Source organism: Streptomyces durhamensis, assembly GCF_000725475.1.
GTDB lineage: Bacteria > Actinomycetota > Actinomycetes > Streptomycetales > Streptomycetaceae > Streptomyces > Streptomyces filipinensis.
In genome coordinates this window covers 14,107-35,306 of the sequence record NZ_JNXR01000045.1, presented here as the reverse complement: position 1 = coordinate 35,306, position 21,200 = coordinate 14,107, and the positions used below count along the sequence as shown (strand labels likewise).

Genomic DNA, 21,200 nt, shown 5'->3' with positions numbered 1-21,200 from the left:
GCTGAAGGTCATGCTCCGCGAGCCACCGCGGTGATCGCCGCCGCGACGGTTTTCTGTAGCTGGTGGGCGTCCGCGCCGGCGCGGGAGCGCAGGTTCACGCCATGTGCCAGGAGGGCCAGGACGTCGGCTGCGGAGTCCAGGTCGGCTTCCTCGGTGAGTTGTCGCTGCCGCCGTGCCGACAGGAGCGCGGTGTGCAGGGCATCGCGTAGGCGCCGGTGCTGCCGGTCGAGGATGGCGCTGACCTGGGGGTCGCTGTTCTCGGTGCCCGCGTGGGCGTTGGAGATCATGCAGCCCCACCGAGCGAACTCGCCGGTGCAGCGGGTCTCGATCAAGCCGGTGAAGAACTCGGTGATGGCCGGCAGTCCGCGGTCGTCCTCCAGTCGGCCGAGGAGGGGCCGCGACCGCTCCTGGACGTACCGTTCGAGGGCGGCGCGGTACAGCTCCTGCTTGCCGCCGAAGGTCGCGTACAGGCTGGACCGGCTGAGCCCGGTGGCGTTGACGATGTCCTGGATCCCGGTGGTGGCCACGCCCTGCCGCCAGAACAGCCGCACCACCGTGTCCAGTGTCGCGTCCGGATCGAAGTGTTTGACGTCTGCCATGCCCCACCGCCCATCTTGAACCGCTGATTCCAAGATACCCCGCTCCACCCATTGACTCGGAGTGCGCTCCGATGGCTATCTTGAAACGAACGTTCCAAGATATTCCGGGAGGAGACCCATGAGCGTCAACGCCGAGCTGCGCGCCTTCTTCGACAGCCGCCAGCAGCAGATCCCCGCCGACGTCCGCGCCGTGATGCAGCGCGCGGCCCGGGAACTGGCCGACTCCGGCCAGGCGGACCAGGCGCTGACCGTCGGCGCGAAGGCACCGTCCTTCACGTTGCCCTCGGCCACCGGCCGGACCGTCGACCTGGCCGAACTGCTCGCCGACGGCCCGGTGGTGCTGACCTTCTACCGCGGCGCCTGGTGCCCCTACTGCAACATCGCCCTGCGCTCCCTGCAGCAGAACCACGACGCCATCATCGCCCGCGGTGCCCGCCTCGTCGCCGTCTCGCCCCAGGTCCCCGACGAGTCCCTGTCGTACGCCGAGAAGAACGATCTGGCCTTCGACGTGCTCAGCGACCTCGGCTGCGACACCGCCAAGCAGTACGGCCTCGCCTTCGACCTGCCGGACGACCTCGCGGCCGTCTACGCCGGGTTCGGCATCGACCTGGCCCGATCCAACGCCGGCCACCCGCGCACCCTGCCCATGCCAGCCACCTACGTCATCGACCGCGACGGCACGAGCCGCTGGGCCTTCGTCAACACGGACTACACCACCCGTGCCGAACCGGCCGACATCCTGGCCGCACTCGACGAGCTGAAATGAGGGGCTGCAGCTGAGGGCCGATACGGCGGGCGTCCGAAGGGGCGCCGCCACCATCGCCCCGGCTAGGCCTTGAACCGCCACCCATCCGGGGCAAGAGACCCGGCCGCACGAGGCAGCGGCATCGGTCGCACCGTTGCACAGCCGCGTCGCTGCGAGCCCCAGGAACCACGTTTCAGCGGGGCCGCGTGAGGACCGACCGCTCCGCCTCCACCCGCGAGCGGATGACACACTCGGCCGTGTGATCGTTGACCAACCCCATGGCCTGCATGAACGCGAAGAGGGTGGTGGGTCCGACGAACTTCCATCCCGCTTCTTCAGGTCCTTGGACAGGGCGACCGAAGCCGGCGAGGTGGAGACCGTCTGCGGCACGTCGGCCTCGTCCGGGCCGGGTTCGCTGCGCCAGGAGAAGGCGGCGGGCGAGCCCTCCTCGGCAGCCAGGTCCACCGCTCGGCGGGCGCTGTTGACGACGGCCTCGATCTTGCCTCCATGACGGACGATCCCCGGGTCCCGCAGGAGCCGGTCCACATCGGCCTCGGTGAACTCGGCGACCAGGTGGAAGTCGAAGCAGGCGTCCTAGCCGCGGTGCACCTCTAGGACAGTCGTCCTATCCGGCGTCAAGGCTGTGCAGGCCTCCGAGACGGCCTGCGCAACCCGCATAGATATTCGAACAAGGTTTGCGGTGCAGAGCAGGGCACCGGAGACCAGCAAGAGACGACAAGGAAGCAACCCCCATGACACACCTGCACGTCTCCTGCCCAGGGGCGGCCATCACGCCGCCCGACTCTCACAGCCGAGACACTCTGAGGCGTCTGGTGATCCAGGGAAGCGCCGGATGATCACCATGGGCCATCATATCCTCCGCCTGCGCTTCGGCCTCCCGGCAGCCCCGGACAGCAAACTTCCCGAGCGGCTGCGCCGCCTACTCGAAGACATCACGTCCCGCGTGCAGATGATCGAGCCGGACATGGCCGTCCTCGGTCTCACCGGCGCGCTCCCGTAGTGGAAGCGCGACGCTCGGGCCCTGACCGAAGTCGTCCAGCTGCGCGCGCTCGCCCACTTCGGGCTGCACAGGCCTGCCTACCCCGCCGCCCGCGCCATCGGCTCCCGTCCCCCGTCAGCCCGTCGGTGGGACCAAGGCGGTCGCCCAGAGGACGCGCGTGAACGTCGTGCGACATAATGTGGCCCACTCGCACGCGATGTGGCTCATGGCCTGGGTGCGGTGCCGATGCCGGCTCCTGCCGGTTGCTGCGACCTTCTACTCATGGTCGACAGCAGGGATCGTTCAGCGCTGGGGACAGCGGTCGGCGAGGTCGTCGTGGGGCTTGGCAGCCTGACGCACCGGGAGCTGAACCCGGCCTTCGAACAGCTGGGGATGCCATCGGTCCCTGATGATGGCGGAGCAAGTGCGAGCGGATCGAGCTGAGTTTCAATCCGAAAGGCCTGGTACACCCATCCCATCGACGGGATACCCGACCCGCAAGCCCCCGCATCCGATAACCCCGGCTCATGCCCTACCGGCGGATGCTCTTACAGACTCCGGGACTTCCGGCAGCGTGCGCCGTGCGGGCGTGGCCAATCAAAGAGTGCAGCCCGCACTGCCCGAGGTGGCCGGGTGATCGGCCCGTACGCACATCAGCGGCGCAGCCCTGAGATCAGTCCTTCGCGGCACGCCACTCCGGTCTTGCGGTAGATGGCCTTGAAGTGGTCGTTGACCGTGTGGGGAGACAGGTGCAGGCGGCGCGCGATCTGTTGGGCGGGCAGCCCTTCGAGCGCAAGTTCCAGTACGCCGCGCTCCCTGCGGGTGATGCCGTACCAGGCGGCCAGGGCGGGCAGCAGCAGATCGGCGGGGGCGGGCTGCACGGTGATGGCATCCTCTCCGGCCGCCCCGCCGGCCAGCAGTTTCCCGTGTACATGGTGCGACTCTCCGATCACGCGACTCGTTGTGCGTGTATGACTGGTCGGGGGGATCTGAGTGATGCCGAGTGGGCCCGCCTGAAGCCGCTGCTGACCGTGAGCAACTGGCGTCGCGGCAGGTGGCGAGACCATAGGCAGGTGATCAACAGGGCCCTGCATCCAGTGCGGACCGGTGTGCAGTGGCGTGATCTGGCTGAACGGTCCGGTCCGTGGAAGACCGCGCACAAGCGACATTTGCAGCGGGCCGATCAGTCGGGGCAGGAGCTGGGTGGTGCCGGTTCCCCGGCGAGCATCCACCCCCACGTCGCCAGCGAGATCCGGTAGATCCGCGCGGAGGACTTCGCGACGCCCGCGCAGATGAGGTACCGCTCGACCGCCGCGGTGTACGACAGCCTTCTCGTAATAGCCACGTCGGACGATCGTGTAGCGCTGGTGACGCCCGGGGCTGAGGATATCGCCGTTGGCTCCGGGCGGCGGCGTCATGCCGGGTGGATGAGGCGGCTCTCGTAGGCGAAGATCACGGCCTGTACGCGGTCTCGGAGTTCGAGCTTTTGCAGGATTCGACCCAGATGGGACTTCACGGTCGCCTCCGCGAGGTACAGGGTGGCCGCGATCTCGGTATTGGACAGGCCGCAGCCCACCTGGATGAGAACCTCGCGTTCACGGCCGCTGAGCCGGCTCAGCCGCTCGTCGCGGCCGGTGCTCCTGCCGTCGGGGATGTGCGGGCGGAGGTTCTCCAGCAGGCGGCGGGTGATCCGCGGGGAGACCACCGCGTCGCCCGCGGCCACGCTGCGTATCGCGGTGAGCAATTCCTCGGGCCTGGTGTTTTTCAGCAGGAAGCCCGAGGCTCCGGCGTTGAGTCCGGCGAAGGCGTATTCATCCAGGTCGAAGGTGGTGAGGACCAACACTCTGCTCCGCGGGGAGATCCGGATGACCTGCCTGGTCGCCTCGATCCCATCGGTTCCGGGCATCCGGACGTCCATGAGGACGACATCGGGGCGCAAATCCTGGGCAAGGTGTATGGCCTGGATGCCGTCCGCGGCTTCGCCGACCGGTGCCATGTCGGGCTGGGCCTCCAGGACCGTGCTGAAGGCCATACGGAGCAGCGCTTCGTCGTCGGCGATCAGGATGCGGATCGTCATGCGGCCGCTGCTCCGCTGCCAGCGAGGACGAGGCGAGTATGCACTCCCCAGCCGCCGCCCGGAAGCGGTCCGGCCTGCAACTTCCCGCCGTAGGCGGCCGAGCGCTCGCGCATGCCTGGGATGCCGTGGCCGGATGGTGCGGTGCCGGGAAGTGGCGGGCAGGGGCCGCTGTCGGTGACGTCCACTGTGACGGTCTGGGTGGAGCACTGTATCCGGACCTTCGCATGTGTGCCGATGGGTGTGTGCTTGAGGGTGTTGGTCAAGGCTTCCTGTACCAGGCGGTAGACGGTCAGTTGTGCGGTGGCGGGTATGTGGGTGTAGCCGCCCTGGACCTCGAGGCGGGTCGGCAGCCCGGCGGCGCACATCTGGTCGGCGAGGGTCTCCAGTTGTGCGATGCCTGGCAACGGGTGGCGCTGCGCGTCCGGTTCGTCGATCCGCAGGATGCCCAACGAGCGCCGCATGTCGGTCAGAGCCTGCCGGCCCGTCTCGGCGATCTGGAGCATCGCGGTGGTGGCCTTGTCGGGCGACCGGAGCTGCGCGTAAACAGCGGCGTCGGTGAGCGCGACCATGACGGACAGGTTGTGGGTGACGATGTCGTGCATCTCCCGGGCCATACGTGTCCTTTCCTCGGCGACGGCCAGCCGCGCCTGCTGGTCTTGTTGTTGCTCCAGTCGTGCAGCCCGTTCCTCCAGGGCCGCGAGGTAGGCGCGCGTGGTCCGCACATTCACACCCAGGACGGCGGCGGCGACGACCATCGCGGTCACCGCGACGAAGAGGGTCAGGAATGCGCCTTCCGTCGCCCAGCGCAGGCAGGCCAGCAGGGCCCCGCCCTCCACGACGGCACCAGCGACGAGCGCGCCGCGCCGGCCCGAGTTCGCGGCCGCCGTGTAGAGAGCCACCAGCAAGGCGATGTCCGCCGGCAGTTGGACGTCCATCAGCCACTGGACGAAGGCCGCGGCTGCCACGGCGCCGAACACCGTGAGCGGTGCCCGGCGCCGCCACACCAGGGGCAGCGCCAGGGCCGTGGTGAGGGCCACCGCCACCGGGAGCTCTTGCGACGCGCGCGTGGTCATGATGTTGAGCAGGAGCAGCGCCGGCAGCAGCGAGTCCCACACTATGGGCGGCAGCCGGAGGCCCCAGCGCCGGGCGGCTCTCACCAGTCGTGCCGCTCGTGCGGAGGCCAGGTCGGCGTACCTCGTCATCCGTACGGCTGTCCTCGTCCGCCGCACACGGTTCCGGTAGCGCGCTGGATGGGCATTGCCGGGCTCTGCGGCCGCCTCGGTCATCACACGTTCCTGTCGGTTCAGCGTCATGTGGCCCCAGTCGGGGCCACCACCGCATACAGCCGGAGTCGGGCCGAGTACAAGGAGCGCACACCCCGAGCTCCCCAGCGTGTACCGCGGCCCTGCCACGGTAGGCCGCGGGCCCGCGAAGCACATGAGTCCACCGTCTGATGGCACCGCGCCGAGGTACGACCTCAGGAGGAGTCCCGCTACCTTCCACGGTCGCAAAGCGGCCGTTCACCTGCCGTGCTCGATTGCGACTCCGGTCGCACAGGCGAGACGCCTGGATGCGACGCCGGTCGCACAGAGGACATACCTCGGATTGCGACTCCGATTGCATGCGATGGCGACCCGGGATCGATGTGGCATCGCGTGCCCCGCCCTGAGGATGGCCGGGTGACCGAGATCATCACGGGGCTGTACATGGCCCCCCTGGAATTCCTTGCCTTGCTAGGTGCCGTCGCGCTGGTGATGGCACGCTGGCTTCCCCCCGCTGCCCGCCCACGCATCACGATCGCGGCGGGGGCGGTTCTCGTGCTGTCCGCGATCGTGCTGAGTGTGGTGGGGATCCGCTGGCAGATGCTGCCGGTCCTGGCAGGTGCTGCCGTCGCGTTGCCGTTCGCCCTCTCTCCCCTGCTGCGACGCCGTACCGGCCAGCCGGCGTGGCGGGCCCGATGGTGGCTGGCGTTGCCGGGGTCGGTGGCCTGCGTCGGCCTGATTGCCACGGGTCCGGTGGCCGCCTGGGCCTTTCCTGTACCCGTGTTCCCCGAGCCGTCAGGCCGTTTCGCGGTCGGCACCCGCGTGGTGCAGTGGACCGATCCACGCCGCCCCGAGAGGTTCACCGCCGACCCGCACGACCATCGCACGGTCGTGGTCCAGCTCTGGTATCCCGCGCAGAAGAGTCCCGCAGGCACGCAGCGGGCCCAGTACCTCGGACGCACGGAGCACGAGGCGCGCACCGTTTCCGACGCCCTCGCCCGTGAGGTCGGGTTGCCTGGCTTCCTGGTCGACGGCGTCCCGCGCGCCCACACCCATTCGGTCTTCAACGCCCCGGTGGCCGACCGGGGCGGACGGTTCCCCGTCGTGCTGTTCTCTCCCGGGTCGGGCGGAGTGCGCACCCAGAACACCGCCTGGGCGGAGGAACTGGCCAGTCACGGCTATGTGGTCGCCGCCCTCGATCACCCGTACGACTCCGCAGCCGTCGTCCTCACCGACGGCCGAACGATTCACACCAAGATCGCCTCCACTGGCGTCCGGGACAAGGACGACAAGCTGGCGGATGGCTGGACGACTGTTCGTGCCGCCGACCTCAGCTTCGTCCTCACTCAGCTGGGTCGTCTGGACAGAGGCGAGATTGCCGGCCCGCTGACCGGACGCCTGGAAACCGGCCATGTCGCGGTGACCGGCCACTCCATGGGGGGTGCTGCCGCCCTGCAGGCAGCCCGGCAGGACCACCGGTTCGACGCCGTCATCGATCTGGACGGCTACCCCCACGGCCCCACCTCCCCCTCCCTCCAACAGCCGACACTCGCGCTCACCCAAGCCATCACCCCCGGAACCGACCCGCGCTACATATCCCGCCTCACCAAGGCCCTCAAGCTCAACACCGCGACGAGCTACCGGCTCACCATCCCCGGCGCCGCACACCTCACCTTCATGGACGGCCCCCTGTACCTGCCGCCTGTGCCCTCGATAGTCGGCTCCCTGGGCCGCACCCAGAGCCCGCACGTCGTCGCCGCTACCGCTCTTGCCTTCCTGGACACCACCCTGCGGCACAAACCCGATGACCTGGCCGGCGTTCTGTCAGCCTACGGCGACCTCAGCGTCTACCACCCGGGCAACAGCCGCTGACCAGCTGTGCCTCGGACGGAGACGACGCCCCGCCGACGGCACCCCACCTCGTACCTGGCCACCAACCTGCCCCACCACCCCGACGCACCCCACGCCACAACCAGCCCGCACCAGCCGGCCGACCTCGCCGAGATCATCCGCCTCTACGGACTGCGGCCGTGGATCGAGCAGAGCTACAAACAGATCAAGGACGAACTCGGATGGGCCGACTTCCAAGTCCGCCTCCGACCGCGCCATCCGCCGCTACCAGACCCTGGTCAACTGCGCCTTCTCCTTCTGCTGGGACCAATGGTTCGCCGCACCCAGCCCCCTGGACGCCACCGCGCCGGACCCCTGCTCCGACGAGGGGCCGGAGGGGGGGCCGGGCCCTGTCCCACCAGCCCCAACAGCCTTACTGGCCCATGGCCTTACGGGCCATCCGCTCCTGGCTCACCCCCCGCCGTCACCCTCACTCGATGGTGGCGAGCCTGGACGGACAGGGACCCGCCCTCCGAGCTCAAGGCCCTGATCGACGCATTCACCACAGGACACGGCATTGACCTCTACCGCCGGATTCGACGAACTACCGTTACTCAGGTCGAACTCGCGGAGTCCGTCAATCCCTGACAGTTCTTGATCGTTGCGGTACGACGTGGTCATGCGGTACGCGCCCGGGAGCGGACTGACAACCGAGGAGCAGGAGAAGCAGGAGCCGGGGCGCCTTCGGGCGACGGACCGGTGCGCTCGAAGGGACCGGCATTGATCGACAAGGGTTGAAGATCCTGGCATTCGGCTCATCGAACTGACGCTACTCGGCACTCTGTTCCTCGCCGGGCTCTGCACCCTGCTGTTCGTGGTGTTCCTTCCGGGGCAGAGCCTGGACCGGGCGGAGAAGGCGACCTCGGTGATCGGGGGGCTCGGGCTGACGCTCCGGCGGCCGACCCCGCCGCCGGAACCGGACACCGGCGTGGTGCGGCCCTCGTCCGTCACCGGACTTGGAGGGGTCGCCGTCGGCGGCAATGTGGGCGGTGACGTGTCGACGGAGGTGTCCGGCATGGCGGCGTCCCCGTATGCGACCAGTTCCGGCACGGACGCCGCCGCAGCGCCGGGATCCGCGCTGGTCAGGGGAAATGTTACCGGGCACGTACGCATCAAGGTCGACGGGTGGGACCAAGGAGCGGCGTCATGACTTCCGTTCGGCAACGCTGGTTCTGGAGAGGCGCCCCGAGATCAACGGGGACGTCCGGCACGTCAACACGACCATCAACCTGCGCTCCAGCCGCGCCCAGGAGCAGGCCGAAGCGGCGGCGCTGGCGGTGGAGAGGTTCCGCGCGGAACTCACCGCCAACCTGCGCACGTACCTGAACGCGATCGACGGTCCAGCGCCGATGGCGGTCCGCTGGAGCCTGCTTCGGGGGAGCGGTGTCGACCGGTGGGTCAACGTCGTCACGCCCTCCGGGAAGGCCGTGTCAGACCCTCGGGACGCCGTGGCCGAGCCGCCCACCGCACTGGACGACCTCGTCGACCCCTTACGGCTGTATGACGCGGTGTCGTCGCGGCGGCCGCTGGTCGCCGGGTCGGCGGGCAGCGGGAAGAGCGTGTTCGTCGCCCGCTTGGCGCATGGGCTGCTGGAGCGGATGGATGACGTCCCTCCGGTCGTGGTGCCGGTCGGCAACTGGGACCCGAAACGGGACTTGTTGGGAGACTGGTTGGTCAAGTGGTTGCAAGAGTCCTACAGCAAGCTGGGCCAGCCCGCGGCGGCCGGCGGTGCACTCTCGCCCAGTGGCTGATGGCGCAGGGCCGCCTCCTGCCCGTACTGGACGGGCTCGATGAAATGCACGAGGACTTCCAGGAGGAAGCGTTCGCGGAGCTGAATCGCGAGCCGGGACGTCCCCTGGTCGTGGCCATGCGCGAGTCCGCGTTCCGGAAGGTCACCGCCGACGGGAGCGTGCTGCGGGCGGCAGCCGTCGTCAACCTGCGTCCGCTCGAGTCCACGGATGTGGCCGCCTATCTGGCCCGTGCACCGGTCGAGTGGGACACCGTCCTCCAGCGACTCTGCGACGATGACCCGGACGTCAGGCACTTGCGCGGCGTCCTGACCAACCCGCTGATGGCCGCCCTGGCCCGCCGCGCCTACGGACCCAAGGGGGCAGGGATCCGGCGGAGCTGCTGGAGGACGGCCGGCCGTCCGAGGTCCCAGCCGTCGAGGACCTCCTGCTGGACGGCTTCGTACCCGCCAGCTACCCGACGCGGCCGCCCCGGAAGTTCTAGGGCGAGAAGTCCGTACGGTACCGCGCGGAACAGGCGGAGAAGTGGCTCGCTCGCCTGGGCGCGGACATGAACGCCCTCGGCACCCGCGACCTCGCCTGGTGGCGCCTTGCGGAGACCATCCCACTCCACGTCCAGGCGCGATTCTTCTACGCTGTCCTGATGGTCGAGGTGTATCGGGTGATGGCCTTCTGTCCCCTGCCCCGCCCCCGCAGGCTGGCCCGGTCAGCTCCTGGTCACCAGGTGACCGGTAGCGTCTTCAGGCCTCGATGATGGAAGGAGGGCAGCCATTCCAACTCGTCGGCGGGGACCGCAAGGCGGAGGCCAGGGAACCGGGCGAGGAGACCGGTGAGCGCGACTTCGGCTTCGAGGCGCGCCAGGGGGGCGCCCAGGCAGTAGTGGATGCCGTGGCCGAAGTCGAGGTGGGTGGAGGGACGCTCGGGCCGGAAGCAATCAGGGTCGTTGAACTGGGCGGGATCGCGGTTGGCCGAGGCGAGCGAGACCCAGACGCGGGAGCCGCCGGGAATGGTGACGCCGCCGATGGTCACGTCTTCCAGGGTGAAGCGTCGGACCCCCAGGGTGACGGGAGCGTTCCAGCGGAGGGTCTCTTCGAGCACCGCGCGGAGCGGTGTGTGGCCGGCGCGGACCGAGTCCATCACCGCAGGGTGAAGCAAGAGCGCCAATGCGGCGTTCCCGATCAGGTTCACCGCACTGGTGTAGCCGGTGAAAAGGAGCAGGAAGCTCATCGCGAGCAGCTCGGGTTCGCTGAGGCTGTCGTGTTCGTCGCGGGCTTCAGTCAGCGCGGTGAGAAGGTCATCGGTCGGCTTGTTGCGCTTGGCGGCAATGACTCCGGTGAGGTATCGGTGCATCTCCCGCATCGTGGCACGGGATTCCACCGAGGCGTCCTCGGAGGACCCCCGCACGCTGTCGGTCCAAGCGTGGAAATCTCGGCGATCGGTGGTGGGGATACCGAGGAGTTCGCAGATGACTTCCATGGGCAGAGGGTTTGCCAGGGAGCGCATCAGGTCGGCCGGCCGCTCTGTGATGGCGGCCAGGAGCTCGTCAGTGTGCGCCTGGACGCGCTGCCGCAGGCCCTCGATACGCCGGGCGGTGAATGCCTTCGAGACAAGACGTCGAAGCCGGGTGTGGTCGGGCGGATCCATATTGAGGAGGTGGGCGTCCAGCTCCGGCGGCATGGATGACTGGTAGCGGCCGGTGGTATGGACGTTTGCCTTGTTCAATGACAATCGCGGGTCCGTGAGAGCGGCGCGCACATCCTCGTAGCGGGTGACGACCCACACGGGTGCGCCGTCAGGAGTGATGGTGCGGTGCACCGGCCCGGCTTCCCGCAGGCGGGCGTACGTCCCGTACGGGTCGGTCATGAGCGCGTCGTTGAACAGGGACGCTGGAGCAGAGGTCATGCTCGATTCGCCTCCTCGGTCGGCTTGTTCGTGGTTACTGCTGCCTGGTCGACGAGTTCCGATTGAACGCCTCCGCGGCCGTTCCGTACGGCTGGCCGACCGGTCGATCCGGCCACCGGCCCGGCCCCGGAAAGCCGCACGTCGTCGTCCTGCGCGTGCCGACGCCGCCGCATCCCGTCATGCCGGTGCAGCCAGAACGGCCGTGCGGCGGTCCCTACCGCCTCGGGATCCTGGTCCAGCAGGATCAGCCGGTCCTGCTCCAGCCAGGGCTCAGAGCCCACGTGACCGCCGACTGTGACCGTGTAGTAAAGGCCGGCGCTACTCTCCCCGCCCTTGGACCAGCGAAACTCCCGGACCGGATCAGCCCTCTCGAAACGCGGGTTCCAGCCCCGCCCTAACGGCTGCCGATGATGCTGCCCGGGCTCGACGAACCCCCGCTCGAAGACCGTCAGGACGGCATCGCCGTAGGCCGGCGCGGCAACAGCCACCGTCTCCCACCCCACCGCTCAAGATCAAGTGGAAGAAACCTACTGGCCGTCAAACTTGCCTGGCAACCGGCCAAGATCTTCTGCCAGAGCTCAGCGGCCCATGTGCGCGGCGGGGCATCGACCTTCCCTTCCAGGGCGTCGAACCGCTCGTCGACCTTGGCAAACCCGTCACGGAGTTCCCGGCGCAGCGCCTGGCCTCGATGACCGACGCGGAACTCCCGCCCGCTGCACCTGCATCGCCTCGACACGACCTCCCACCGCTTCGACGCGGCGGGTCAGCGCCTCGATCTCCCTCTGCGTGATGTCCTCCTCGGCTACGCGGGACTCCCCCGGATCCCCGCGCGGGCACCGGATTGCCGTCCGTGAGGACGCCCGCGACTTCACCCTGTGGATGCAGCTCGCCGACAAGCCGGTACGCGTGCACTGGCGGAACCGCGGCAAGGCCCTCTCCGGGTACCCCGGCGCAAGCCACCGGCTCTCGCCCAGGGTACGCCGAACCCCGTGACCGGGAAGCCGACGATCGGCAAGAAGTACGCACCCGCCACCCGGGCCCACTGCGAAACCGTGCTGCGCACCTTCTACGACTTCCACCTGGATCTCAACAGCGGCCAGTTGCTGGTCAACCCGTTCCCGCTGGACCGAAACCGCCGCAAGGGGCGGCCCCACGCCCACCACAACCCAGCGGACGAGTTCAAGCACGAGCGGACCGGCCGCTACCGGCCGACCGTCCCGGAACGGATCCCCCGCCGAATACCGGACGACAAGTACACCGAGGTCTTCGCCGGCCTGCGCTCGCACCGCGACCGCGCGCTACTCGCCTTCTGGGTCTCCAGCGCCGCCCGCTCAGAGGAGTTGCTGACCTCGACCGAACGGGATGCCCTGCCCGGCCAGCAACTCATCGGCGTGATCCGCAAAGGCACCAAGGACTATCAGCAACTGCCCACCTCACCCGATGCGTTCGTCTGGCTCCGGCTCTACCAGGAAGAAGCCTTGAAGAAGGGTGTCCCCCGCGGCCGCAGCCAGCCGTTGTGGTGGACTCTGCGGCGCCCCTGGCGGCCTCCTCAGTACGACGCCGCCCGCATGATGTTCAACCGCGCCAACGAACTCTTGGGCGCCAGCTGGACCCTCCACGACCTGCGGCACACCGCTACCTACCGCATGGCCGAGGATCCCGAGATGTCGCTGCTCCACGTCCAGCACATCCTCGGTCACAAGGACCAGCGCACGCTCCAGAAGTACCTCCGTCCGAGCCGGGACGAGGTCATCTCGGCAGGTCTGGCGCATCACGCCCGACAGGAGGCGAAGAAACTCGCCCCGCCACCGGCTCCTGCGGCCCCCGCCTACAACGAGGAATCGCTGAACACCCTCTTCGGAGGGCTCGTCGCATGACCACCGCATTGCTCATCGCGCCACCGGAGACCACGCGCAAGCTCGCCGGCGCCGAGGCCGCCACGCTTCTACAGCGGTCCCCGCCACGCCGGAATCCCGAGTCCTGGCACATGACCGAAGCCGACACCGACTACATCCTGGACTCCCTCGGCCGCAGACCTCTGCGCGCCGAAGGCAGGAGCGCACAGTACACGCGAATGGTCGGCGCCCGCGCGATCCTGGCCTGGCTGACAAGTTTCCCGGGTTCGACCTGGCAGGCCAGTCGGGACGCGAGCCCAGCTGCCCTCTCACCCGCGGGCTGGCACAGCACGGTCCTCGACTGGGCCGCTCCCACGGTCGGCCGGAGGCCCACCTCATCTTGCTTGGCCTCCGGCGCATTGGCCTTGATCTGCGCGGACGTCGTCCGTCCGTCCCCGGCATGGCTGGCGGCCAGTTCGTCGAACGCCCTGCGTCCGGCGATGGCGGCGGCCCGAGACCCTGAGGGCTTCGCCCGCCAGGAAGCCGCGTTCCCCGCCGACATCCGGGACACCCGGCACGCCTCCGCGGCCCTCAAGGCGGTCGCCCGCGTCCTGGCGACCTTCGGCCGCCGCGTCGAGGACATCGTCGTCGGCGACCTTCTCGCCCTGCTCCAGGAGACCAACCACGCGGCCCGCGGCACCCGCATCGCAGTCAGTTCCCGTCGGACGCCCCGGCAACGCTGCTGCGTCTCCAGACCCGCACGGGCCAGGTGACCCCGGCGGAACTGGTGGACCGCTACCACCTGCGCTGTCGCCCGGTCCGGGACCTCCTCGTCGACTACCTCACCGAACGCCAGCCCTCGCTCGATCACAACTCCCTGATCACCCTGTCGACCTCCCTGGCCAACAACTTCTGGGCCGATCTGGAGCGTCACCACGAAGGAATCGACTCGCTCCACCTGCCCCCGGACGTCGCAGCCGCCTGGAAAGCCCGGGTCAACACGGTCACCCGCCGCCGTCGCATGCCCGACGGGCAGGTCGTCGAGACGACCGAACCGCGCAGCAGCGCACCGGCGATCAAGACGCTCGTCCGGTCCTTCTACCTCGACATCGCGCAGTGGGCCCTGGACGAGCCGGCCCGGTGGGGCCCCTGGGCAGCGCCCTGTCCGATCACCGGAGCCGACTGCTCGGACAAAAAGACCAAGCAACGGCAGAAGACCGCCTCGGATCAGCGGACACGCGAGCGGCTCCCCGTCCTGCCTACGCTGATCCGTGTCGCCGACCGCCGGCTCAAGGAGGCCCGCCTCCGCCTGGACGCGCTCCACGCTGCCCCGCTCAGCACCCAGTTCACTGTCCTCGGAGAGACGTTCACCGCGCCGAAGAACACTTCCCGGGCCGGTCTCACGGGCCAGGCATACGACTCCTCAGGACGCCGACGCGACCTCGAGGCCGAGGAGAAGCGGGCCTTCTGGGGCTGGGCCACCATCGAGATCCTCCGGCACACCGGCATCCGCATCGAGGAACTGCTGGAGCTCGGACACCACAGCATCATCCGTTACAAGCTCCCCACCACGGGCGAGCTTGTTCCGCTCCTGCAGATCGCGCCGTCGAAAACAGACCAAGGACGTCTGCTGCTGGTCACTCCCGAACCGGCCGACGTCCTAAGCGCGGTGGTCGCCCGAGTTCGCGGCGCGAACGGGGCGATTCCCTCCGTCCACAGCTACGACATCCACGAGAAGGTCTGGAACGAACCAATGCCGCTTCTCTATCAGTGGAACGTCTCCGGTGAGAGGCGGCCGATCTCGTCCAATACCGTCCGTGATTCCCTCAACGATATGCTCATGGCGACCGGATTGCCGACGCCACCGGGAAGCCGTTGAAGTTCCAACCCCGCGAGGGCGACTTGTCGAAATTCGCGACAACCTGACCGACCGGATCGCCGAGGGTGAGGACGGCTTTGGCGATTGACGTCATGCTGTTCGGACTACATCGGGATCTGCGGAAGATCCGCCAGGGCTTCAAGCGGGCGACGCCGCGTTCGACCGGTGCCCGTGCCGCGGACAGGGCCCGGTTGACGGTCCTCTCGGTGGGGGTGAGTTCCTGCAGGGGCCTGCGTTTGATGCCGGCGGTGAGCCACGGGCCGCCGCCCTGGCAGGCGAGATCGGCCAGGATGGGGACGCCCTGGCGCTCGCAGATGCGGATGATCCGGTGGGTGCGGGCGGCGGTCAGGTCGTGGGACCGGCCCGTCAGTGCGGGTGAGAGCCACAGCAGTTGGCCGTCCGGATCGGTGACCACCTGCACGTTCACTCAGTGCCTCCGATGCTTGTCGGAGTAGTCCGCACGGGAGTCGCCGACCCGGTCGCACTCGGCGAGGGTGCCGTCCAGCAGGACGAAGTCGGGTTCGGCCTAGCGCAGGACTTTCAGCAGACCCGGCGCTCGTTGGGCAAGCAGGTGGATGACCGCACTGGGGTAGGCGTGGGCCGGGCTGTTCTGTCGGAATATCACTTCATGGCGAAGCGGGTGATATTCGGGCTTTCGCTCTGTCGGCCGGTCGTCGTAGGTAACGCGCTCCTCGCCGCCTACTATTTGAGCAAATCGGCGAGCTGCGGAATCCGTTTGAAACTGCTGCTCGCCCGCTCATGGCCAGGGGACTTAGCGGCGCTCATATAAACGGAGGTAATGCATGGACGACCACAAGAATTCTTTCAGGCTCCCTCGGCGTCAATTCCTCGCGCTTTCCGGTAACGTTGGCGCCGCTGCGCTCCTGGTCGGCGCGGGAGCAGGCAAGAGCGCGGCCGCAGCAGCCCACTGTACGCACGACGTACCCTCATCCGGCCCGTGCCCCTGTTGCGTCGCACCTCCCCACGCAAACCCCTGTCCCACACCTGGGCCCCTCTGCGGTGACCCCAAGGACAAAGATCCGTTGTGGAACGACGTCCAGTACTGTGTCAACGGCACACCGCCACCGCCGCCGCAGCCCAAGCCCGACTGCTTGAACACGACCTCAAATTACGTCGTGTTCCACGGCAAGCCCGAGACCAAGCATAATTATCTACTGTCTCCTACTTGTCGAATCACGGGTATCGAATGCCCGTTTCTCACGGAGTCCCAGGCGGCGAACTACTGGCATGAAGCATGGGAAAACGCAAGGCCCGGAGGAGCCGTCCCCGTGGAGTACGACAATATCGGATTGGGGATGAACTCGCAGCGCGCCCGGCACTTCAATCAGATGCACATCCATATGGCTGGAGTGCAACCCATCACGCAGACGGAGCTCCAAGGTTACGAAAAGCAACGAAAAATTGCCGCTACGCCTGCGCAATGGAGGGATCGGCAATACCAGGTAACCCTTGCCGGCTCCGGAGGGAATCGCACGTACCGAGCCCTTATGCGGTCCAATCTGGATGAAAATCTTTTCTACCTATTGGATCATTATGTGGTGCAGCCGCTCAATCTGACGATGGCGAAGCAAACGCTGATCGTGGTGCCGAAGAAAGCGGGAGGGAAATTCGACGGTACTTTCTATGTCCTGAACAGCGATGAGTCGCTCCATGACGGTACTGATACGTGTGATGAATTGCTTGTGTATGGGTGAAAGCGTCATCGGCCGGGCCGTGGCAGCCCTCCATACCCTGAGCTTTTTCAGAGTGGCTACTGATCGAGTGATGGCTGGGCCGAAGCACGCTGGTTGTCACATGGGCGGGTTTGCTGTCGCTGTGGCCGGGCTGCATGCGTTGACCTTGACCAGCTGAACACCGTTGTCACCGAAGTGGTTGAGGCGGCCAGGGGTTGTCAGTGGCTGGTGACAGGATCACCGGCATGGTTTTCGTACGTACTACTCCGCCGCGGCCCGTGGACGTGACCGCGGTCTTTCCCGAGCTGGTGCCGTTGGCACGCCCTGCGATCCGGCTGCACCCGCGTCCCGGGTCGCCCTCGGCCGGGGAGAGTTCGGTCGGGGGGCCGTTGCTGTGGCCGGCGGAAGAGCCATGGCCACACTGCGAAGCCTCGCACCTGCACGTGGACAGCGGATTCCGCCAGTCGCCGGACGACGTGCGGCTCAAGAGACGCATGCAGGCCCGGTGGCACCTTGATCACAATGGCCGTGGGACAACGCCCGAGGAGGCGGCGATCAAGGAGCGGAACGCCACGAGGCTCGCGGAGCGATTCGCCGCCGGGCCGCCGCCCGCGGACTGCCCGGTCCCCATGCTGCCCGTGGCCCAGCTGTATCTGCGCGACATACCCCTGCTGCGGCCGCCCGGACAGGCCGATCTGCTCCAGGTTCTGTGGTGCCCCTACGACCACGATCCGCATCACAAGCCGTCGACCGCGCTGTTCTGGCGGTCCGCCACCGAGGTCGTCGACATCCTCGCCACACCGCCCGAACCGTACGAGGTGAACGATGACGGCTATCTGCCGGAACCGTGCGTGCTGGCACCGGAAGCGATCACCGAGTACCCCAACAGCCTCGATCTGAGCCCGCAGCTGCGGCTGATGCTGGCGGACTGGAACAGATGGCAGGCAGCCGGCGCCGACGTGGACAGCTCCTACGCGGGCTATCCGCGGGACTTCTACGACATCCATCTGGCGGACGCCCCCGGATGGAAGGCCGGCGGCTGGCCGCCGTGGGGCCGCACCGATCCCAACCCCCGATACTGCACTGTCTGTGAGGTGCAGATGGTCCCGCTGCTGACCATCGCCTCATTCGAATGGGACGGCGGTGAGGGACACAGCTGGGCGCCTTGCGAAGAACAGGCCGCCGCCAACGCTGCCGGTCATTGCTGTGGCCAGAGCCCCTCGCAGCCGACCAAGGTCGAAGTCGGCAGCACCGACAACATGCAGATCTACATCTGCCCGGCCTCCCCGGAGCATCCGCACACCGACCTGATCCAATGAGCTGCCGGGCCTGTCACACACCCTGACGCAGTCGCTGGCAGAAGTGCCGCCGCGTCAGGGTGTCTGACAAGCCGTTCGCCCCACGGCGACGGGACCCGCAACGCACGAAGCTCCTGTGCCGTTGGGGAAGGTGTTCGAAGTCCCAACCCGTTGGCGCAGGAGCCTTGTTGGTTCCCCACCCTGCCGCACTCGACCTGCCGCACGCGCTGGTCGAGTGGGTCACCATGCTCATCGTCACCCGTGAGGGTGACCGCCGCTGCAAGCTTCCACCGCACCAGCGCGCGCTGGTCGCCTTGGTGTACCTGCGCAAACACGACACCCTCGCGCAGATCGCCGCCGGCTTCGGCATCTCGGTGGGCACTGCCCACGCCTACACCCGCGCCGTGGTCGACCTGCTCGCAGCCAGAGCACCGGGCCTGCTCAAAGGCCTGCGTGAATCCGACCCGGACTTCGTCCTGCTCGACGCAACGCTTGCCGAGTGCGACCGCCTGGGCGACGGCCGGGCGGACTACTCCGCCAAGCACCGCCGCCACGGCGTGAACGTCCAGGTGGTGACCGACCCGGCCGGACACCTGCTGTGGATCTCGCCCGCCATGCCGGGCCGGACCCATGACCTGACCGCGGCCCGACGCACGGGATCATCCGCATCTGCTAACGCCAGGGCGTCCCGGTCCTCGCCGACCGCGCCTACATCGGCGCCGGCCCCTGGGTCACCACCCCGGCCAGACGCCCGCCCCGCCGCGACCTGTCACCAACCCAGCGCACCCTCAACCGCGCGCTCTCCGCAACACGGGCACCGGTCGAGCGGGGCGTGGCCCGCCTGAAGTCCTGGCGGATCTTCCACCACGCCCGCTGCAGCCCGAATCGAATGTCGTCAATCGCCTCTGCCGTCCTCACCCTGGAGCGGCAACGCTGAAAGAGCTCACTGTTGGTGAATCCCAGAGCCCAGGACCAGCGTCGAGCACTCGTTCGGCTAGCCGAACTTCACGAAGGTCGGGAAGGGGGCCGAGAGCGTCTCGAAGTTCCGGGAGCCGACGAAGCCGGCGAACTCCGTGCAATTGCTGTCGGTGTACATGGTGGCGTCGGTGTCTGTGTCGTTGTGCGCATCACGTGCACCACCGCTGACGGCGATGCATGTGCCGTTGGGCGTTGGGACGTTGAGGGTCGTCTCGTGCCCATTGTCCGCTCGCGTGTAGAAGAACGTGCCCGTGGCGGCCTGGGCGTTGCTGGTGGACAGGCCCATGACCAGCGCAGCGGCCGCGCCAATGGTCAGAGTTGCCCTGCCGATGCGGTTGAGTGCACGCATGAAGGGTCCCTTCCCCTTTGCCGTGGCCCGGAGGGCCACGCCCGTAGTAGAAGGGTCCACGCTGTTTGGGCGGGTCTGAGGGTTTTGGCGTGTAACCACCCCAATGGATGACATTGCGGCTCCCGCCAGCCGTCAGAGCCTGGGAGTCAAGGTGTCCCGACGCGCGCCTTCGTGAGCCCGACACGCCTACCTCGTGCCCACCGGTCAGCTTGGTCAGGCAGTCGGCTGAGCATGGCGGGGGGGGTAGATCAGGTCCGGATTCGCCAACAGCATCTCGGACGACTCGGGGGCGTCATTGTCGTTGGCGGCACAGGTTTCGCTACGTTACGTCGCTAGCGGCCGAATGACAGAGCATCGCCCGGCTTTAGCGCCATCTTGTACTCGGTCTCCTCGGCCTGCTCGTCGAGCCAACTGCGGCTCCACGTCTGCCGGAACGCACCATCGAACGCAGCACTCGCTCCAAGGCTGCCGGTGAGGCTGGAGACGATGGGTTTCGGCTGCGGCGCCGGCGGCTCTGCAGCGTGGGCAGCAACAGGGATCGATGCGACGGTCCCAACGAGGGCGGCCGCGAGTACGTCCACGATTCGCTTGGTGTTCTTCACACAGCGTAAACGATCTTGAGCCATTCAGGTCACGCCGACTTAAAGTAGCTTTCGATCAACCAGTACGACTCTAGTTCGGAGAAGACCTCTGGGTTATGAGCCCAGCGAGCTACCGAGCTGCTCCACCCCGCGTCGGTGATGCCGCTCTACATGGTGGATCACGCGGGACTCGGATCGGACGTCAGCCGCCGTGTGGGTTCCAGGTCCGCGTTAGGAGTGCCGGTCGATCTCTAGCAGTCGGCCAGCAACCTTCCGGGGCGTGTTAGCAACGCCTGCGGTCGCTAGTGATCGGTCCTGGAATCTTCGGACCAGCCCCCTCGCAGCCACTCCCGCGGGCGCCACCCTCATCCACGAAGCAGAGCACCTGCTCAGCCTCTTGGACGCAGCGCAATCCGCCGTCACCTGACCGGCGGCTCGACCAGCGTCACGACGCGGTCCGCCTCGACGGCGAACCCGGCTACGAACCCTCCGTGAACGCGGTGGCGTGGTCGGCGGCCCACTGGCGAAACGTTCGCGGCGCCGTGCCAAGGATGTCGGCCACCGCAGTGGTGATGTACGCGGGCTGTCCGACCGCCGCATTCCACGCGGCGAGCAGCATGTCGACGGCCGAGCTGGGCACCGTACCCTCCCACAGGCTTCGGAACTCGTCCGGCGTCACCTCCTCGAATGCGATCCGGCGCCCCAGGGCGTCACCGATGACGTCCACCTGCGCGGCTTGGGTCAGCGATTCGGGGCCCGTAAGGACGTAGTCGCCTCCGACGTAGCCGTCCTGAGAGAGCGTCCGCGCCGCGACGGCTGCGATGTCGCGGTCGTCGACCGGTGCCGACTCGGCAGCGCTGTAAGGCCACCGGACGACTTCGCCTGCCCGGATCGCGGGCGCCCACCAGGCCAACGAGTTCGACGCGAACATCCCCGGCCGGATGATCGTCGACTCGAGTCCGGCGGCCGCGATGAGCCGCTCGATGTCGGCGTGCAGCACCGCCATGGGATTGGGCTGCTGGAAGAAGGGGTGCGGCGTCTGATGCGGGGAGGAGAGGAAGACAACCCGCCGCACGTGGGCTGCCAGCCGCTCGACGACTGCCGCGGCGGTCTGAGGCGGGGCGGTCCAGACGAGGAAGACCGCACCGGCGCCACTCAGCGCCGGGTCGAGCGACTCTGGCACAGTGAGGTCACCGGCGAAGACCTCGACCTTCGCCGGCAGCGTCGCCGCCGCCTCAGAGCGACGGGCGAGGGCACGGACCGGCACGCCCGCGTCGAGGAGTTGGTCGATGACGAGGCGGCCGACCCGGCCCGTCGCCCCGGTGACGAGCACGGGAGGAATGTCTGTCTGATTCATGCCGCC

The 21,200-nt window shown here is 68.0% G+C and carries 20 protein-coding genes and 4 pseudogenes; 12 read left to right on the top strand and 12 right to left on the bottom strand.

Annotated features, from left to right (window positions below; all coding sequences use genetic code 11):
- Positions 1-8 precede the first annotated feature (8 nt).
- The gene (locus IO33_RS0139780; protein WP_031173983.1) at positions 9-599 is read right to left on the bottom strand and encodes a TetR/AcrR family transcriptional regulator; all 591 of its coding nucleotides are present in this window, start codon (positions 597-599) and stop codon (positions 9-11) included.
- A 118-nt stretch (positions 600-717) separates the two neighbouring features.
- On the opposite strand from IO33_RS0139780, the gene IO33_RS0139775 reads away from it, so the two are divergent.
- Positions 718-1,365, top strand: a complete 648-nt coding sequence (locus tag IO33_RS0139775) for a peroxiredoxin-like family protein (protein ID WP_031173982.1) — start codon at positions 718-720, stop codon at positions 1,363-1,365.
- Positions 1,366-1,537: 172 nt separating this feature from the next.
- Here the strand turns inward: IO33_RS0139775 and IO33_RS54340 are convergent.
- Positions 1,538-1,890, bottom strand: a pseudogene (locus tag IO33_RS54340) (DNA-3-methyladenine glycosylase I).
- A 307-nt stretch (positions 1,891-2,197) separates the two neighbouring features.
- Here IO33_RS54340 and IO33_RS50825 point away from each other — a divergent pair.
- Positions 2,198-2,365: a hypothetical protein gene (locus IO33_RS50825; protein ID WP_157858035.1), complete on the top strand. Its 168-nt coding sequence runs from the start codon at positions 2,198-2,200 to the stop codon at positions 2,363-2,365.
- A 632-nt stretch (positions 2,366-2,997) separates the two neighbouring features.
- Here IO33_RS50825 and IO33_RS48580 read toward each other — a convergent pair.
- Positions 2,998-3,297, bottom strand: a complete 300-nt coding sequence (locus IO33_RS48580) for a response regulator transcription factor (protein WP_245236033.1) — start codon at positions 3,295-3,297, stop codon at positions 2,998-3,000.
- On the opposite strand from IO33_RS48580, the gene IO33_RS54335 reads away from it, so the two are divergent.
- Positions 3,277-3,603 (top strand): transposase, encoded by a 327-nt coding sequence (locus IO33_RS54335; protein ID WP_078964111.1) that lies wholly within the window; start codon positions 3,277-3,279, stop codon positions 3,601-3,603. The genes IO33_RS48580 and IO33_RS54335 overlap by 21 nt on opposite strands.
- Here the strand turns inward: IO33_RS54335 and IO33_RS50820 are convergent.
- The 3 genes from IO33_RS50820 to IO33_RS0139745 form a co-directional block, all read right to left on the bottom strand.
- A complete protein-coding gene (locus IO33_RS50820; RefSeq protein WP_157858033.1) occupies positions 3,528-3,689 on the bottom strand; it encodes a hypothetical protein in 162 nt (53 codons plus the stop codon). The two genes, IO33_RS54335 and IO33_RS50820, sit on opposite strands and share 76 nt — an antisense overlap.
- A 69-nt stretch (positions 3,690-3,758) precedes the next feature.
- Entirely contained in the window at positions 3,759-4,421 is a 663-nt protein-coding gene (locus IO33_RS0139750) for a response regulator (protein ID WP_031173980.1), read from the bottom strand.
- Complete coding sequence (locus IO33_RS0139745; RefSeq protein WP_245236032.1) at positions 4,418-5,623, bottom strand: sensor histidine kinase; 1,206 nt, start codon at positions 5,621-5,623, stop codon at positions 4,418-4,420. The genes IO33_RS0139750 and IO33_RS0139745 overlap by 4 nt, the downstream gene beginning before the upstream one ends.
- Positions 5,624-6,064: 441 nt before the next feature.
- Here IO33_RS0139745 and IO33_RS0139740 point away from each other — a divergent pair.
- From IO33_RS0139740 to IO33_RS0139735, 3 genes and pseudogenes are all read left to right on the top strand, one after another.
- Positions 6,065-8,094, top strand: a pseudogene (locus IO33_RS0139740) (alpha/beta hydrolase family protein).
- A gap of 293 nt (positions 8,095-8,387) precedes the next feature.
- Complete coding sequence (locus tag IO33_RS51485; RefSeq protein WP_167349507.1) at positions 8,388-8,723, top strand: hypothetical protein; 336 nt, start codon at positions 8,388-8,390, stop codon at positions 8,721-8,723.
- Positions 8,665-9,324 (top strand): hypothetical protein, encoded by a 660-nt coding sequence (locus IO33_RS0139735; protein ID WP_031173977.1) that lies wholly within the window; start codon positions 8,665-8,667, stop codon positions 9,322-9,324. Before IO33_RS51485 ends, IO33_RS0139735 begins: the two co-directional genes overlap by 59 nt.
- 714 nt (positions 9,325-10,038) lie before the next feature.
- Here IO33_RS0139735 and IO33_RS0139725 read toward each other — a convergent pair.
- Complete coding sequence (locus tag IO33_RS0139725; RefSeq protein ID WP_031173975.1) at positions 10,039-11,223, bottom strand: cytochrome P450 family protein; 1,185 nt, start codon at positions 11,221-11,223, stop codon at positions 10,039-10,041.
- The gene (locus IO33_RS0139720) at positions 11,220-11,711 is read right to left on the bottom strand and encodes a hypothetical protein (RefSeq protein WP_157858032.1); all 492 of its coding nucleotides are present in this window, start codon (positions 11,709-11,711) and stop codon (positions 11,220-11,222) included. Before IO33_RS0139720 ends, IO33_RS0139725 begins: the two co-directional genes overlap by 4 nt.
- Positions 11,712-12,212: 501 nt before the next feature.
- Between IO33_RS0139720 and IO33_RS0139715 the strand changes: the two genes are divergently transcribed.
- From IO33_RS0139715 to IO33_RS51885, 3 genes are read left to right on the top strand one after another with little or no spacing between them, the layout of a single operon-like run.
- Positions 12,213-13,100 carry a tyrosine-type recombinase/integrase gene (locus tag IO33_RS0139715; protein ID WP_031173973.1) on the top strand — a complete coding sequence of 296 codons (888 nt, stop codon included), beginning with the start codon at positions 12,213-12,215 and terminating at the stop codon, positions 13,098-13,100.
- Positions 13,097-13,831, top strand: coding sequence for a hypothetical protein (locus IO33_RS51890; protein WP_051927251.1), 735 nt, complete (start codon positions 13,097-13,099; stop codon positions 13,829-13,831). The genes IO33_RS0139715 and IO33_RS51890 overlap by 4 nt, the downstream gene beginning before the upstream one ends.
- Complete coding sequence (locus IO33_RS51885) at positions 13,828-14,937, top strand: hypothetical protein (protein WP_051927250.1); 1,110 nt, start codon at positions 13,828-13,830, stop codon at positions 14,935-14,937. Before IO33_RS51890 ends, IO33_RS51885 begins: the two co-directional genes overlap by 4 nt.
- Before the next feature lie 61 nt (positions 14,938-14,998).
- Here the strand turns inward: IO33_RS51885 and IO33_RS45020 are convergent.
- Positions 14,999-15,544, bottom strand: a pseudogene (locus IO33_RS45020) (transposase family protein); the annotation flags it as partial.
- Positions 15,545-15,740: 196 nt separating this feature from the next.
- Here IO33_RS45020 and IO33_RS48560 point away from each other — a divergent pair.
- The 3 genes and pseudogenes from IO33_RS48560 (at position 15,741) to IO33_RS45015 (ending at position 18,866) form a co-directional block, all read left to right on the top strand.
- A complete protein-coding gene (locus tag IO33_RS48560) occupies positions 15,741-16,652 on the top strand; it encodes a CDP-diacylglycerol diphosphatase (protein ID WP_078964109.1) in 912 nt (303 codons plus the stop codon).
- Between the two features lie 224 nt (positions 16,653-16,876).
- The gene (locus IO33_RS0139700) at positions 16,877-17,950 is read left to right on the top strand and encodes a hypothetical protein (protein ID WP_031173972.1); all 1,074 of its coding nucleotides are present in this window, start codon (positions 16,877-16,879) and stop codon (positions 17,948-17,950) included.
- 167 nt (positions 17,951-18,117) lie between these two features.
- Positions 18,118-18,866 (top strand): annotated as a pseudogene (locus tag IO33_RS45015) (transposase).
- A gap of 57 nt (positions 18,867-18,923) precedes the next feature.
- Here the strand turns inward: IO33_RS45015 and IO33_RS0139690 are convergent.
- The 3 genes from IO33_RS0139690 to IO33_RS0139680 form a co-directional block, all read right to left on the bottom strand.
- Entirely contained in the window at positions 18,924-19,256 is a 333-nt protein-coding gene (locus IO33_RS0139690) for a hypothetical protein (protein WP_031173971.1), read from the bottom strand.
- 332 nt (positions 19,257-19,588) lie between these two features.
- Positions 19,589-19,858: a hypothetical protein gene (locus IO33_RS0139685; protein WP_157858030.1), complete on the bottom strand. Its 270-nt coding sequence runs from the start codon at positions 19,856-19,858 to the stop codon at positions 19,589-19,591.
- Between the two features lie 457 nt (positions 19,859-20,315).
- A complete protein-coding gene (locus IO33_RS0139680) occupies positions 20,316-21,194 on the bottom strand; it encodes an SDR family oxidoreductase (RefSeq protein ID WP_245236031.1) in 879 nt (292 codons plus the stop codon).
- Between the last annotated feature and the right edge of the window lie 6 nt (positions 21,195-21,200).